The following is a 13288-nucleotide window of genomic DNA, read 5'->3' on the forward strand; positions in this document are numbered from 1 at the left end:
CTCTCGAGGGGCCGTCCCGTCGGACGGCGGCTACTCGCAGAAGACCCGCACGGTGGCATCGGGGGAGTCCACCTCCACGGTCACGTCGTCGAGGTGCTCCACGAGCGCCTCCAACTGCTCGGGCTTGAGCTGCGTCAGGTCGATCGGCACGCCCGAGTCGCTGAGCGAGGCGTTGGCCTTGACCAGGGCCTGCGGCGGCACCAGCGCCGCCAGCCGTACGCCGGCCCGCAGCAGTTGCAGCGGCACCCGCACGTTGACCCGCGACGGCTCGCCGTTGTCGGTGGCGTCCACCACCACCCGCAGGTACTTCACCTTGCCCTTCGGCCGGGCGTCGGGGCCTGCCAACGCCGGTGCCGCGTCCCGTTCGAGGGCGGCGATGAGCTGCTCCGCCTCCTCGGCCGTGATCTTGCCGGCGGCCAGCATGTCGAGGATGTCCTTGCGTTGTTCGGTCATGCGAACCTCTCCTATCGGATGGCCACGAGCACGGCCGAGCGGCCCTGCTCGATGTCGAAGCGGGCACCGGGCAGCGCGGAGACAACGCGCCAGCCGGCACCGAGCGCCCGCATCACACGGATGCGGAACACGAGGCAGGCCACGATCGCCGCGAGGACGACCAGGACCAGAATCGGAAGGAGTACGAGCGCCACGGGGAGCACCGGAACCCAGAGACGGACGGGTCGGCGGGCCGAGCGATCGACCCTGACGGTCACCAGCTGGGGCATCATGAGCGGCCGTCCAGCTCGGCCAGCGCCTGCTGTGCGGTGATCTCGCCGCGGCGCAACCGGTCGATGATGTCAGCCCGGGACGGCGCGGGATCGGTCTCGACGAAGTCGAGCATCTGCGTGATCCGGTTGAGCCGCGACTTGATCGTCGGATAGCTCACGCCGAAGATGCGTTCCATCTCCTTGATCGAACCGTGGCAGCGCACGAACGCCGTGACGAAGACCTGGTCCTCGACGTTGAGCTGCGCCAGTTGCGGTAGCTCGAACGAGCCCTCGATCGCGACGCCGTTGCTGGCGAGGCGCACTCGCTCGACGACGAACGGCTGCCCTCGCGTCAGGCTGGTCAGTTCCTGCCAGTCCATCGCCTGCTCTGTCATACCTAAAGTTCTAGCTTAATAATCCTCAACTTCCAAGACTCAGAACTTAATTTTCTTGATTCTGGGTGGAAGGGGCTTGTGGTGCTGCGTACCCGAGGAGGAACAGCGTCGTGGCGTCCACGACGTCGTCGAAGCGCCCACCGGCGCCGGGGTAGTGGAATCCGTGTGAGGCGTCCTCGTACTCGAGGAGGGCGCACTCGTTGCCGGCGCGCGTCATCGCGTCGCGGAAGCACCGCGCGGAGTCGATCGGCTCGACCTCGTCGCGGGTGCCGTGGTGGATCTGCGTCGGCGGACTGCCCGGCCGGACCCACTCGATCAGCGAATACTCGATCAGCCTGCCCGCGTCGAGGCCAACCTGCCGTTCCAGGCGGCGCTGCGCGTCCGGCGCGAGGACGCCCAGGTCGAGTCCCGCCGGATTGAGGGCCACCACGGCCGCGACCCCGGGCTCCGGTGCCGTGCGGGACGGCGTCAGGGCCGCCAGCATCGCCAGGTGAGCGCCGGCCGAGCTGCCGCCCGAGGCCAGGTGCCCCGCTTCGAGCCCGCGCGACGCAGCCAGCCGGCCGAACCGCGCGACCGCGCGCCGCACGTCGGTGAGGCAGTCGTCGATGCCGGTCGCGCCCTGGTCGAGCAGCCGGTACCCGGCCGACACCGCGAAAATTCCCCGCGACGCCAGTGCCCGGCAGTGTGGCGCGAGCCCGTCGGGCGATCCGCCGCGCAGGGCGCCGCCGTGGAACAGGACGATGCCGGCGCGCGGCGGCGTGCCGTCGTCCGGCTCGAAGACCAGCAGGGGTAGCTCACTGCCATCGTCGGCCCGATACGAGGTCGAGGACGTACGACAGGTCCCCGGCATGGCGGCATCCGATCTCGGCCGCATGCCCTAGGCGTCCGCGATGGCCTTGAGCGCCGTGTCGAGAGCCTGGTCGGCCGGTACGGGTACGTCGGGGACCACGCCGACGCCCTCCCAGTTGGTCCCGGTGACGCTGTTGATCGTCCGGGCGGTCGGGACGGTCACCAGGATGTGCTCGGTGACCGCGTGGCGAGCCGTCGGGTGCGCGCCGCCCCGGGTCGTCTCACCGACGACGACGGCTCGACCGTGCGCCTGGAGGGTGTACGCGACGTCCTCGCCCCAGGGAGAACGTCGACGCGCTGGTGAGCACGAAGACCGGACGGTCCACGTAGCGCGGCGCGGGAAGGTGCGCGGCGGTCCAGAACTGGCGGGTGGCGCCGGTGGAACGCTCGTAGAAGTCGTTGAGGTGCACCTGGTCGTCGCGGAAGAAGTAGCTGCACCACATCGCGGCTCCCTCCGGCGCTCCGCCGGAACACGCGCGCAGGTCCAGGATGAGCGCCGTGCTGAGGGCGACCAGTTGCATGGCCGCGCCGATCACGTCGGCCCCCGCGTCGGCGTACGCGATGCGCCGCACGTCGATGAGCCCGACCTTCCCGTCCAGCTGCTCGACCCGGCGGATGCCCTGGTTCTCCGCCCGCAGCAGCGCGAGGAACGCCGCCTTCCCGCCGTCCTCGTCCGCCGGATCCAGCGACTGCGGCTGGTCCGACCACAGCAGCCGCAGATGCTTGTCGGGGCACACCTGTTGAAGGTGGGCGGTCACCGTCTCGCAGAGCGCCTGCCCGTCCAGGTCGTCGTACTCGCCCGCCGCGAGACGACGCCGGATCGCGGAATCGATGTCCGCGACCTTCGCAGGAAAGACGTACCCTGCCTCGATCCGGTCCAGGGCCTGTCCGATGATCTCTTCGTTTGACAGCATGGCGGGCCACGATAGACCGTACGAGGCGTCAGGACCATTGAATATCGCGCGCTCAGCCGCGGAAGTGCGGGCGGTCGGAGTCAGGGGCGCGGCAGGATGCCCACGAGCTGCGTGATGATCGCGATGCGCAGGGCTGTCCGCGGGTCGATGTGGTAGACCGCGAGCGCGGGCTCGGACTCGTAGACGGCGAGCAGGCTCGGCGGCGGCGTGCTGTAGGCGGAGAACGCGCCGGCCACCAGGAGGACCTGAAGACAGAACAGGTCGGCGCGGTCACCGATCTCGGGCAGGTGCCGCCGCAGCAGGTCGGCCATCACCGCGAGATTGGCCAGCGAGGCCCGCTTGTGCCGGCGGGCCGCCTCGACCGAGACGTTGTGTTCGAGCACCCCGCCCTGCGCGCCGAAGAGATCGCAGAGCACCGTCTGGGCGGCGAGCGATCGACTGAGCACATCGGCCACCTGCTCGGCCCGCTCCGACGTGGACCGGCTGGGGTCGACGCCCTGGACCAACTCCTGCTCCAGCTCGGCCAGCCAGGTCGTCGTCCGGTCGTCGAGGAGGTCGAGCAGCACCGCCTCGCGGGACTCGAAGTACCGCAGCACCGCCGTCTTGGCCAGGCCGACCCGCCGGCTCAGCTCGTTGAGGGTCACGTCGGCCACCGGCATCTCGTCGAGCATCGCCGAGGTCGTCTCCAGGATCGCCTGGCGACGGACCGCGCGCTGCTCCTCGCTGCGCGCCCGCTGGAAGGTCATGACGTCAACCCTAACTTAGGTACCGGCGGTCTCTTGACAGCGTACCGGCGGTACATTAGCGTTTCCCGCATAACTTACCGGCGGTACCTTGGGAGCCTGAGATGAAGTGGACCGAGCAGCAGATTCCGCGCCAGGACGGCCGGGTGGCCGTGGTCACCGGCGCCAACACCGGCCTGGGCTTCGAAACCGCCCGGCTCCTCGCCGAGCGCGGGGCCTCGGTCGTGCTGGCCGTGCGCGACACCGAGAAGGGCAAGCGCGCCGCCGCCCGGATGAGCGGCGACGTCTCCGTACAGGAACTGGATCTGACCTCGCTGGAGTCGGTGCGCGCCGCCGCGGCCGGGCTGCGCGCCACCCACCCGCGGATCGACCTGCTCATCAACAACGCCGGCGTGATGTACACGCCGAAGCAGACCACCCGCGACGGCTTCGAGATGCAGTTCGGCACCAACCACCTGGGCCACTTCGCGCTCACCGGCCTACTGCTGGATCTGCTGCTGCCGGTGCCCGGCTCCCGGGTGGTCACGGTCAGCAGCGTCGGCCACCGCATCCGCGCCGCCATTCACTTTGACGACCTGCACTGGGAGCGGTCGTACAGCCGGGTCGGCGCGTACGGCCAGTCGAAGCTCGCCAACCTGATGTTCACCTACGAGTTGCAGCGCCGGCTCGCCCCGCGCGGCACCACCGTCGCGGTGGCCGCGCACCCCGGCGTCTCCGACACCGAACTGGTCCGCAACTCCCCGACGCTCGTCCGCGCGCCCATCACCGCGCTCGCTCCGGTGCTCACCCAACCCGCTGCGGCGGGCGCGCTGCCCACCCTGCGCGCCGCCACCGACCCGTCCGTTCTCGGTGGGCAGTACTACGGCCCCGACGGCCTGGGCGAGGTGCGCGGCCACCCGAAGCTGGTCACGTCCAGCCCCGAGTCCTACGACCTGGCCGTGCAGCAACGCCTCTGGGACGTCTCGGAGGAGCTGACCGGCGTACGGTTCCCGATCGGCCGGGCAGCCGCCGAGGTCTGACCGTGCCGCGTCAGCGTGCCGCGACGCTCCTTCCTCGGCCGATCTGCCAGGAGGCGGCGGGCCAGGCCGTGACGAAACCGGCGATCAATCCGATCTGGCCGGCGAACCAGAACGTAGGGCTGTCGAGCCGCAGCGGTGGCTCCGGGAAGACCATGTGGTGCGCCAGCGTCAGCCACGCGAACAGCGCCACCTCGAACGCGGTGATGGTCACCAGCTCCACCTTCACGACGGTCGCCAGCGCGCGCCAGACCTGCGTGAGGCGGCGACGAGGACTTTCGAAGAGTCGGAAGAGAACAGCGATCGTCACCGCCATCAGGTAGTCGCCCGCGTAGTCGATCCACAGCGCGGTCCGGGGCAGGTCGAATCCGTACAGGGCGACCTCGGCGACGACGAAACCGAGAGCGCAGTGCGCGCCGCAGCGGGACACCTGGGTCACGATGGTGCCGCGGTGGGGCCGTTCCCTCGGCGGTGGAGGCGCGAGCGCCTCGGGCCTACCCCAGTTCCAGTAGAGGTGGACGGCCACCGGGCCGACGTACAGGACGGTCACCAGCCAGACGATCTCCATGACCCTGGCCGGCTGACGGTGCCCGTAGACGTAGGTGTCGACGAGGACGATCACGAAGCTGACCACACCGACCGCGAGCGAGAGCCAGGAGAGCGTCGAGAGCCAGGCCGGCTGCATCCTCGCCCCCCTTTTTCCAACCGACGCCTCGGCGCGTCGCGGCCGAACGTGGAGGGGGTCAACTGACTGCCGACGGCAGCCCACAGTCTCCCATCTCGCACCCGCCCGTACCGGTGGATCGGACGTTCGTCGCGCGGGCCGCGCCCCCGGGCACGGGGACCCGGCTCCCTCTGCGTGGGGATCCGCCGGGCCCGCCGGCAGCGCAGCGTGGAACCGGAGGAAACCACCGCATCGATACGGAGTGACGACCGTGAACCAGAGCCTGGAAGCAACGCAGCCACCGCCGCCGTGGGCACGCCGAGCCGGTCATGTGGCGTGGATCGCGCCCGTGCTGGGCTTCATCCCGCTACACGTCCCCTGGATCCTCGGCATCCCGCTGTTCGCACACGCCGAACCGTTCGAGGAGTGGTACCACGGTCGCGGGCCCGGCGTCGGAGACCACCCCGTCGACGGGTTCCTGGGCCTGCCGGCCGGCGCGTTCTACCTCGGCCTGCTGTGCGTCCTCGCCGGGCTCGGGGGAGTGCTGGCGCTCGGCCTGATCAGCGACTGGGGACGTACGTTTCCCCGGTGGGTGCCGTGGCTGCGTGGCCACCGGGTGCCGCCATGGGTGCCGCTCACGCCGACGGTGTTGGGGTCCGCCCTGCTGATCGGCTACGCGGCGACCCTGCCCTGGCAGTTCGCCGCCGACCTCTCCGATCCCGGCACGCAGGACATCTTCACCCCGACGGGTGTCCTGATCGGCCTTCCGCTGCTCCTGGTCTGGGCGGTCGCGTTGCCGTTGGCCGGGTGGTCCTACTACCGGCGTACACGGTCGCCGCGTTGACGGTGCCGCCGCGTGCCGCCCGGCGGGCGTCGTCAGGTGGCGAAGTCGACGTCGGCGAGCGGTGCGCGGCGGTGCGCGGCGAGGCGTTCGGCCTGCGCGGTGATGGCGTCGCGCATGCTGGTCGACAGGTTGTGCCAGGGCTGGACGGCGACAGTGAACGTCCGGCCGGACTTGCGGGGACGCCACGTGCCGACGATCTCGCCGTCGACCAGGACCGCACCGGGGCGACCCAGCACCGGCCACAACTCCTTCGCGTGGGCGGCGTCCGGTGCCAGCGTCGCCCGGTCCTTCGCCTGGAGGAACAGGTCGAACGGGCCGAGCAGGCGGGTCGTGCTGATCTCGGCCGACCGCAACGCCTGCTCGTCGGCGGCCAGCAGCCAGCGGGTCTCGCCGTCGACCGTCACCTCGACAACGTCGTCGGGCCAGCGGGCCTTCACGTCCTTGACCGGGGCGTCGAGATAGTCGGCCACCTGCTTCGGAGTGGCCGGGCCGAGCAGACGAAGGTACGCGCGGACGAGGTCGAACCGGACACCCGGAGCGGACGCCCTGCGGAAGCCGGTGATGCGCCGCAGAACCGGAGGTGACGTGTCGAGCTGCAACTCCAGCCCGGCCCGCGCGGCGGCGAGCCGGAACGGCATCTCGTAGAGGTGCGTGGCGTCGCACGGCCGGCAGAACCGCAGGTACGGCTCGGGCAGCATGGTGGCCAGACGGCCGGAGACGTCGCCCTTGACCGTCGGCGTGGTGACGATCGAGCGCATGCCGGCGGCCACCGCGTCGAGGGCGGCGAGGTTGCCGATGCCCGCGGCCTTCAACGGCTTCGCGGCGTCGTAGATGCGCTTGCCCGCGTCGGCGTCGGAGAACGGCTCGACCGCCGCCACCACCTGCCCGACGTCGGCCCGGCGGTAGAGGTGTGGAGCGCCCCGCACCGTCCAGAGCAGGACCACGTCGGCGTCGGACAGGGCGGTCACATCGACGCCACGGACGGCGAGGGCCCAGCGGGCGCCGTCCGGGCCGGTGTTCTGCACGCCGATGTCCAGGACGGCGGTGTCGGCCAGCGTGCCCTCGTCCCGGTCGAGCTGCTGGGCCCGGACCCGGAAGTTCATCACCTGGCGACGATCGACCATGACTGCACCCTAGTTGCGAGCGGTCAGTTCGCGGTGAACGGCCGCGCGGGGGGCGGTCGACGCCGAGAAACTAGAGTCGGTGGCGCATGGACGACCCGGAGCGCGGTTCCTCTACCTGAGCTGGGGCACGGTGACCGATGACGGGTTCGTGATGTCCGGCGGGCGAAGCTGATGTTCACCGACATCCCGACCACCCTGCTGCGCGCCGCCCACGAGGGCGGTGGGTTGCTGGTGAGCAGGCTGGGGCTGACGGACGCGGCCGGCCCCGGCCGCCCGTACGAGACGGACGACCGGGGAGAGATGGCGTCAGGCGACCAGCGAGACCCGACCGTTGTCCAGGTCGTAGCGGGCGCCCACGACCCGCAGAGCGCCCTGGCGCACCTTCTCGGCGATGATCGGGCTGCGGGCTGAGAGCGCCCGCACCTGGGCGGCGATGTTGGCCCGAACCCCGTTCTCCACCGGGTCGCCGGGCTGGTTCAGCACCGGCTCGACCACCGGGCGCAGGCTGTCGACGATGGTGCCGATGTGTCCGGGAGCGGTGCCCCCGCTGCGGATGGTGTCGATGGTGGCCGTGATCGCGCCGCAGCGTTCGTGCCCGAGGACGACGATCAGCAGGCTGCCGAACTCCTCCACGGCGAACTCCACGCTGCCCAGCAGCAGGTCGTCGACGATGTTGCCGGCCACCCGGTTGTCGAACAGGTCACCGAGCCCCTGGTCGAACAGCACCTCGGGCGCGACCCGGGAGTCCGCGCAACCGACCGTGATGGCGAACGGGTGCTGGCCGGCGGCGAGGCGGTGCAGGTCGTCCAGGCTCTGGTGCGGGTGCCGGCCGTGACCGCTGGTGAAGCGGTGGTTGCCGGTGAGCAGTCGACGCAGCGCCTCGGCCGGCGTACCGACCGGATCGTCGGCGGGCGGCGCGGCGGCGCTGGCCGCGGACGGGCCCGCGACGGCCGCGCCGAGCGCGACGGCCGTCGCGCCACCGGCGGCCAGCAGGGAACGGCGAGACACATGAGTACGACCCACGACGGTCCTCCCGGGTGTGTGGCGAATCGCCTCCTTCCTACCATGATCCGTCCACAGTGGTAACTCGACGTTTCGGCGTCGACCGATCGCCGGTGGCCGCGAGGTGGGTGGGTGGTGCATGGTCCCTTTGGAGCTGATGTCACAGACGAATCAGCGGCATGCCGGCGCCCCACGCTGATCTGGGCGAGACGAAGGTCGAGGCCGACCCCTTCGGTTCGCGAGCCGTGCCGGCCGTGGCGCTCGGCCGCCCGTGCCGACCGTGGCCTCCGCTGCCCGTGCCGACCATGGCGCTCCGCCCGCCCGTGCTGGCCGTGGCGTGGCCGGCGATGTCGTAAACGAGTCAGCTCCAAAGGGCGCGAGCAGGACGTGGGCCACCGGCCTGTCGCCCGCTGGGTGAGCGGCGAGGACCCCACGCATCCGCACCTGCGTCCCTGGTCTGTGGTGGTCCGTGAGGCCGCCGACGCCCCGGCCACCACGCATCGGCGAGGCAGCCGGGGCTGAGGCAGGACGGGCCAGGGCTCAGCGCTCCGTGCTGTCGAGGGCGGCGACCTCGCGTACCGCCTGTGCGACGGCCGTGAAGTCCTTCTTGAGGATCGCGCCGTGGTTGCTGGCCACCTTCGCGTGGATGCGGATGTGCGGGTTGCGGGCCGTCACCTCGTCAAGGCTGGCGCGGATGCGCTCCTGCTCGTCACCCTTGCTGCCGAAGGACGTTCCCGACGCGACCACGTACCGCACGGGGACGGCGATGCCGTCGAGCACCGGGCCCAGCTCGCGCTCCCGGGACAGCCGGCCCAGCTCGATGTTGCTCTCCGCCTGCTGGGCGGCGGACATCCGCGGCATCAGGCCGGTCGGGCGCAGCAGCGGCGCGATGAAGCGCATGCGCCGGAACAGCTTGCGGATGCGCTGCTCCATGGCGTCGTCCAGCCAGTCGTGCGGGAACGCGCCGTCGACCAGGACCGCGCCGATGGTGCGATCGGGGTTGCGGCTCGCCCAGTGCGCGGCGACGACAGCCCCGTACGACCAGCCGACGAGCACCGCCCGCTGGACGCCTCGAGCGGCGAGGACCGCGTCGACGTCCCGGACGGCCGCCTCGAACGAGTAGTCCGCCGAGCGCCCCGACTTTCTGCCGCGGGCCCGCTCGTCGTAGGTGATGTGCCGCCATCGGGTGCCCAGGTCGGCCAGGACGTGCCGCCAGTAGCCCTGGGTGGCGAACTGGCCGTTGAGGAAGACCACCGGGACACCTGTGCCGCCGCTGTCGGTGACGGCCAGGGCGGTGTCGTCGACCGGCACCATGCCGGTCCACGGCGAACTGGTCGAGGAGGGGTTGTTGGTCGTCATTGTCGTACTCCTTCAAGGGGTTGGGGTTCAGAGGCTGCGGGCGGTGATGTCGCCGTGCGCGGTGGTGGCGTGGATGTCGAGGTCGGCGCTGCCGTGGTTGACCAGGGCGTTGCTGATGCGCCCGTGGCCGGTGCCGGCGTCCAGGGCGGCCGAGACGCCGCCGGCGGCGGCGACCGAGATGTCACCGGACTGGGTACGCAGCACGAGCCGGCCGCGCGTTGCCTGCGCGATGCGGATGTCGCCCCGCGTGGTGCTGATCTCGGCGGGGCCGTTGAGCCGACCGACCTCGACGGTGCCGTCGACGGCGGTGAGGCGCATGCTCGCCGCCTCGTCGACCTTGATGTGGCGGTACGCGCCGTCCACGGTGACGTCACCGAGGCGTCCGACGCCGCGCAGCTCGGCGCTGGCGGCCCTGACCTCGACGCGCGAGTCGGCGGGCAGTTGAACGGTGACCTCCACCGAGCCGGTGGCGCCCAGGAGCTGGTTGGCGGGGGACGCGGTCGTGACCCGCAGGACGCCGTCGGCGTACACGATGGTGGTCTGCTCGGCGGCCCGGGTGTCGCGGCCGCGGCCGGCGTCGGCGGGCCGGACCTCGACGGTGGTGTCGGCGCGGTCGGCGGCGATGACCTGGACGCGTCCGGCCGGGATGTCCAGGACGGCGGCGATGGGGGCGGGGGTGGCGAAGCTCTGCACGTTGTTCTCCGGTGCTCGTTGCTGCTTTCTGATATCGGAAACGCTACGTTGCTTTCCATTCAGTGGCAACAACCTTGTTGCGTATAAAGCAAGTAATAGCAGCTCAAACAACCGTAAACGTTGCAACCGCTCTGTAGATAAAGCAACGCGCGGCCTCGCCGCCATTGCAATAGGCTGACGGTGAACGCTATGGTGGCAGTGCCATCGAGGACGACCACCGAGGAGATTCCCGTGCCGGGAGGCAGGCTCACCCAGCAGGACCGTCAGCAGATCGCGTCGGGACTGGCCGACAGCCTCTCGTACGCCGAGATCGCCCGACGCCTCGACCGTCCGACCTCGACCGTCACCCGCGAGGTGCTGCGCAACGGCGGCCCGAACGCCTACCGGGCCGACCTCGCCCACCGTGCCACCGAACGCCGCGCCCGCCGCCGCGTGCCCGCCGCCTCCCGGACCGGCGAGTCGATCGCGCAGCCGCACGGTCGCGACGTCGAGGCCGTCGCCGAGTACGAAGACTCGTTCACCACCGTCCTCATGGCATCCGGCCTGAACAAGATGGGGGCCCGGGTGCTGACCTGCCTGTTCACCACCGACACGGGCAGCCTCACCGCGGCGGACCTGGCCCAGCGCCTACACGTCAGCCCGGCGTCCATCTCCAAGGCCATCAGCTTCCTGGAGGGTCAGAGTCTCGTGCGCCGGGAGCGCGACGAGCGCCGCCGCGACCGCTACGTCGTCGACACCGAACTCTTCTACCAGGCGACGATCGCCAGCGCCCGGGCGAACGACCAACTCTCCGCGACGGCACGCCAGGGCGTCGCCGTCCTCGGCCCGCACACCCCCGCCGCCGCCCGCCTGGAGAACGTCGCCCGCTTCCTCGACTTCATGAGCGAGAGCATCACCCGCGCCGCCGAGCAGGCCCGCGACGTCCTGCACGCACGCTAGTTCCGGTCCGGGCGGTGGCGGGCGTACGCGTCGACGCGTCCCCAGCGCCCGGGGATGTCCAGCAGCGCGATCCGGTCGAAGGCGGACGGCAGCGCGGGGTTCACGGCCAGGTGGTCCTCGTGCGGGTCGAGGCCGAGCATCGTGCGCAGCAGCAGCATCGGCGCCCCGCTGGACCACGCCTGGGGGCTGCCGGCGGTGGGATACCGGACCGGGTACCGGGTGGTGCTGCGGTCGAAGCCGCCGAACGCCTCCGGCAGGCGGCCCTGGAAGTAGGTCGCGGCCGACAGGATGCCCTCGGCGATACGACCCGCCTCGCTGAGGAACCCGTAACGGCGCAGGCCCCACGCGATGAACGAGTTGTCGAACGGCCAGACGGTGCCGTTGTGGTAGCCGAGCGGGTTGTAGCGGCTCTGCCCGGCGGCGAAGGTCCGCACACCCCAGCCGGAGAAGAGCGCCGGACCCATCAGGTGCTCGACCACCCGCGCGGCCCGGTCGGGCGCCACGATGCCACTCCACAGCAGGTGCCCGTTGTTCGAGGAGAGGCTGTCCACGGGAGTGCCGTCGTGGTCGAGGGCGAGGGCGTAGTAGCCGCGGTCCTCAAGCCAGAAGTCCCGGTTGAAGCGCTCGTACAGCGCCGCCGCCTCCCGTTCCAGCCGCTCGGCATAGGCGGGATCGCCCCAGAACGTACGCGCCAGCCGCGCCCCCCGGAGCTTGGCGTCGTAGGCGTACCCCTGGACCTCACACGTCGCCCTCGGGAACCCGGGCAGCCGGCCGTCGGCGTAGGAGATGCTGTCCCAGGAGTCCTTCCAACACTGGTTGTCCAGGCCGGTGGCCCGGTTGCGGCGCTGGTACCAGACGTAGCCGGTCGACGTCAGGTCCGCGTACTCGTCGACCCAGGCCAGGGCCGCGCGAGCCTCCTGCTCCAACTCCATCACCAACGCGGTGTCGCCGCTCCAGCGCTCGTACTCGTCGAGCAGCACCACGAACAGGGGCGACGCGTCGACGGTCCCGTAGTACGGGGAGTGGGGCTGCTCCTCGAACGCGGCCGACTCCCCGTAGCGCAGCTCGTGCAGGATGCGGCCGGGGTCCTCCTCCAGGACGTCGTCGGAGCGGGCGCCCTGGAGCGAGGCGAGGATCCGCAGCGTCGGCGGGGCCAGCGACGGCGTGACGGCCAGCGTCTGGAGGCAGGTCAACAGGCTGTCGCGGCCGAACAGGGTCATGAACCAGGGAAGTCCCGCCGCGGGTACGGCAGCGCCGCTGAGCGACAGCGGCGCGAAGCGCAGCGCAGCGAGGTCCACCAGGCTGCGGTGGTACACCTGTTGGAGGGTGGCGCTCTCGGTGTCCAACGTCGGCGCCTGCGCCACCCACTCGCGCACGCTGTCCGGCAGCGTCGACTCGTGCGGGCGTAGGGCGCGCAGGGCGGTGCGCAGGTCGACGCCGTCCGGTCGCAGCGCCCGCATGACCACCTGCAACCGGGTGTCCCACTGCTCTCCGGGCCGCAGCCGCACCGCGTACCGCAGGCCGCGCGCGTCGATCGTGGCCGACTCGCTCGTCGACACCACGACCTCACGCCGGTACGTCCCGCGTCGATAACCGACCCGCAACTCGTTCGGCTCGACGTCGGTGTAGTAGCTGCCCGCCTTGTCCTGGATGTCGAACTTGATCTCGAAGATGTCGGCGAAGTCGGCCTCGACCTCCAGCCGTACGTCGAGGTCGACCACTCCCTGGCCGTAGTTGAAGATCGTCAGCGTCTCGGTCAGGTCCGGGCCGATGCGTCGTCGCCGGATCGCGGACACGTCCGCCTCCACGTAGTCGACGGCCCCGCCCGGCACCACGAAGAACGTGACCTCGTAGTACTGGCTGTCGTCCACCGACAGGGCGGCCAGCCGCTCGCCGTTCAGGGTGAGCACCCAGCGGGACAGATAGCGCGTGTCGTTGGCGAACAGCCCCACCGGGGTTGCGGGGGACGACTCCACGTCCCCACTGGCGTCCGACACGATGAAAGTGTTGCCGTCGATGCAGGACACCGTGCCCGGGATGTC

15 protein-coding genes and 2 pseudogenes are annotated in these 13288 nt (G+C 71.0%); 4 read left to right on the forward strand and 13 right to left on the reverse strand.

Features of this window, described 5'->3' with window-relative positions; all coding sequences use genetic code 11:
- Nucleotides 1-30: 30 nt before the first annotated feature.
- The 7 genes and pseudogenes from ACTFTM_RS14760 to ACTFTM_RS14790 all read right to left on the reverse strand — a co-directional run bounded on the left by ACTFTM_RS14760 (nucleotide 31) and on the right by ACTFTM_RS14790 (nucleotide 3608).
- The gene (locus ACTFTM_RS14760) at nucleotides 31-453 is read right to left on the reverse strand and encodes an SHOCT-like domain-containing protein (RefSeq protein ID WP_449566342.1); all 423 of its coding nucleotides are present in this window, start codon (nucleotides 451-453) and stop codon (nucleotides 31-33) included.
- Between the two features lie 11 nt (nucleotides 454-464).
- Nucleotides 465-647, reverse strand: a complete 183-nt coding sequence (locus ACTFTM_RS14765; RefSeq protein WP_449566343.1) for a hypothetical protein — start codon at nucleotides 645-647, stop codon at nucleotides 465-467.
- Nucleotides 648-721: 74 nt separating this feature from the next.
- Complete coding sequence (locus tag ACTFTM_RS14770; protein ID WP_449566344.1) at nucleotides 722-1099, reverse strand: DUF2089 domain-containing protein; 378 nt, start codon at nucleotides 1097-1099, stop codon at nucleotides 722-724.
- 46 nt (nucleotides 1100-1145) lie between these two features.
- Nucleotides 1146-1949 carry an alpha/beta hydrolase gene (locus ACTFTM_RS14775; RefSeq protein WP_449566345.1) on the reverse strand — a complete coding sequence of 268 codons (804 nt, stop codon included), beginning with the start codon at nucleotides 1947-1949 and terminating at the stop codon, nucleotides 1146-1148.
- Between the two features lie 27 nt (nucleotides 1950-1976).
- Nucleotides 1977-2165, reverse strand: a pseudogene (locus tag ACTFTM_RS14780) (S41 family peptidase); the annotation flags it as partial.
- 4 nt (nucleotides 2166-2169) lie between these two features.
- Nucleotides 2170-2862, reverse strand: a complete 693-nt coding sequence (locus ACTFTM_RS14785; RefSeq protein WP_449566346.1) for a S41 family peptidase — start codon at nucleotides 2860-2862, stop codon at nucleotides 2170-2172.
- 80 nt (nucleotides 2863-2942) lie between these two features.
- Nucleotides 2943-3608, reverse strand: a complete 666-nt coding sequence (locus tag ACTFTM_RS14790) for a TetR family transcriptional regulator (RefSeq protein ID WP_449566347.1) — start codon at nucleotides 3606-3608, stop codon at nucleotides 2943-2945.
- Between the two features lie 101 nt (nucleotides 3609-3709).
- Here ACTFTM_RS14790 and ACTFTM_RS14795 point away from each other — a divergent pair, with 101 nt between their 5' ends.
- The gene (locus tag ACTFTM_RS14795; protein WP_449566348.1) at nucleotides 3710-4624 is read left to right on the forward strand and encodes an SDR family NAD(P)-dependent oxidoreductase; all 915 of its coding nucleotides are present in this window, start codon (nucleotides 3710-3712) and stop codon (nucleotides 4622-4624) included.
- Nucleotides 4625-4634: 10 nt separating this feature from the next.
- Here the strand turns inward: ACTFTM_RS14795 and ACTFTM_RS14800 are convergent, their stop codons facing one another.
- Nucleotides 4635-5306, reverse strand: a complete 672-nt coding sequence (locus ACTFTM_RS14800) for a DUF4396 domain-containing protein (RefSeq protein ID WP_449566349.1) — start codon at nucleotides 5304-5306, stop codon at nucleotides 4635-4637.
- A gap of 250 nt (nucleotides 5307-5556) precedes the next feature.
- Between ACTFTM_RS14800 and ACTFTM_RS14805 the strand changes: the two genes are divergently transcribed.
- Nucleotides 5557-6129, forward strand: a complete 573-nt coding sequence (locus ACTFTM_RS14805) for a hypothetical protein (protein ID WP_449566350.1) — start codon at nucleotides 5557-5559, stop codon at nucleotides 6127-6129.
- A gap of 32 nt (nucleotides 6130-6161) precedes the next feature.
- On the opposite strand, the gene ACTFTM_RS14810 is transcribed toward ACTFTM_RS14805, so the two are convergent.
- Nucleotides 6162-7253 (reverse strand): winged helix DNA-binding domain-containing protein, encoded by a 1092-nt coding sequence (locus ACTFTM_RS14810; protein WP_449566351.1) that lies wholly within the window; start codon nucleotides 7251-7253, stop codon nucleotides 6162-6164.
- A gap of 79 nt (nucleotides 7254-7332) precedes the next feature.
- On the opposite strand from ACTFTM_RS14810, the pseudogene ACTFTM_RS14815 reads away from it, so the two are divergent.
- A pseudogene (locus tag ACTFTM_RS14815) lies at nucleotides 7333-7664 on the forward strand (DUF5990 family protein).
- Here the strand turns inward: ACTFTM_RS14815 and ACTFTM_RS14820 are convergent.
- From ACTFTM_RS14820 to ACTFTM_RS14830, 3 genes are all read right to left on the reverse strand, one after another.
- A complete protein-coding gene (locus tag ACTFTM_RS14820; RefSeq protein ID WP_449566352.1) occupies nucleotides 7560-8276 on the reverse strand; it encodes a carbonic anhydrase in 717 nt (238 codons plus the stop codon). The pseudogene ACTFTM_RS14815 and the gene ACTFTM_RS14820 sit on opposite strands and share 105 nt — an antisense overlap.
- Before the next feature lie 519 nt (nucleotides 8277-8795).
- Nucleotides 8796-9614: an alpha/beta fold hydrolase gene (locus ACTFTM_RS14825; RefSeq protein WP_449566353.1), complete on the reverse strand. Its 819-nt coding sequence runs from the start codon at nucleotides 9612-9614 to the stop codon at nucleotides 8796-8798.
- Between the two features lie 27 nt (nucleotides 9615-9641).
- The gene (locus ACTFTM_RS14830) at nucleotides 9642-10307 is read right to left on the reverse strand and encodes a DUF4097 family beta strand repeat-containing protein (RefSeq protein ID WP_449566354.1); all 666 of its coding nucleotides are present in this window, start codon (nucleotides 10305-10307) and stop codon (nucleotides 9642-9644) included.
- Between the two features lie 231 nt (nucleotides 10308-10538).
- Here ACTFTM_RS14830 and ACTFTM_RS14835 point away from each other — a divergent pair, with 231 nt between their 5' ends.
- A complete protein-coding gene (locus ACTFTM_RS14835; RefSeq protein WP_449566355.1) occupies nucleotides 10539-11246 on the forward strand; it encodes a helix-turn-helix domain-containing protein in 708 nt (235 codons plus the stop codon).
- On the opposite strand, the gene ACTFTM_RS14840 is transcribed toward ACTFTM_RS14835, so the two are convergent.
- Complete coding sequence (locus tag ACTFTM_RS14840) at nucleotides 11243-13285, reverse strand: amylo-alpha-1,6-glucosidase (RefSeq protein WP_449566641.1); 2043 nt, start codon at nucleotides 13283-13285, stop codon at nucleotides 11243-11245. The genes ACTFTM_RS14835 and ACTFTM_RS14840 overlap by 4 nt on opposite strands.
- Nucleotides 13286-13288: the final 3 nt, after the last annotated feature.

The sequence above is a fragment of the Micromonospora sp. RB23 genome (genome assembly GCF_053585025.1).

Coding starts and splice junctions, on each gene's coding strand:
- ACTFTM_RS14760 (WP_449566342.1), bottom strand. CDS start 453: ATGACCGAACAACGCAAGGACATCCTCGACATGCTGGCCGCCGGCAAG.
- ACTFTM_RS14770 (WP_449566344.1), bottom strand. CDS start 1,099: ATGACAGAGCAGGCGATGGACTGGCAGGAACTGACCAGCCTGACGCGA.
- ACTFTM_RS14775 (WP_449566345.1), bottom strand. CDS start 1,949: ATGCCGGGGACCTGTCGTACGTCCTCGACCTCGTATCGGGCCGACGAT.
- ACTFTM_RS14785 (WP_449566346.1), bottom strand. CDS start 2,862: ATGCTGTCAAACGAAGAGATCATCGGACAGGCCCTGGACCGGATCGAG.
- ACTFTM_RS14790 (WP_449566347.1), bottom strand. CDS start 3,608: ATGACCTTCCAGCGGGCGCGCAGCGAGGAGCAGCGCGCGGTCCGTCGC.
- ACTFTM_RS14795 (WP_449566348.1), top strand. CDS start 3,710: ATGAAGTGGACCGAGCAGCAGATTCCGCGCCAGGACGGCCGGGTGGCC.
- ACTFTM_RS14800 (WP_449566349.1), bottom strand. CDS start 5,306: ATGCAGCCGGCCTGGCTCTCGACGCTCTCCTGGCTCTCGCTCGCGGTC.
- ACTFTM_RS14810 (WP_449566351.1), bottom strand. CDS start 7,253: ATGGTCGATCGTCGCCAGGTGATGAACTTCCGGGTCCGGGCCCAGCAG.
- ACTFTM_RS14825 (WP_449566353.1), bottom strand. CDS start 9,614: ATGACGACCAACAACCCCTCCTCGACCAGTTCGCCGTGGACCGGCATG.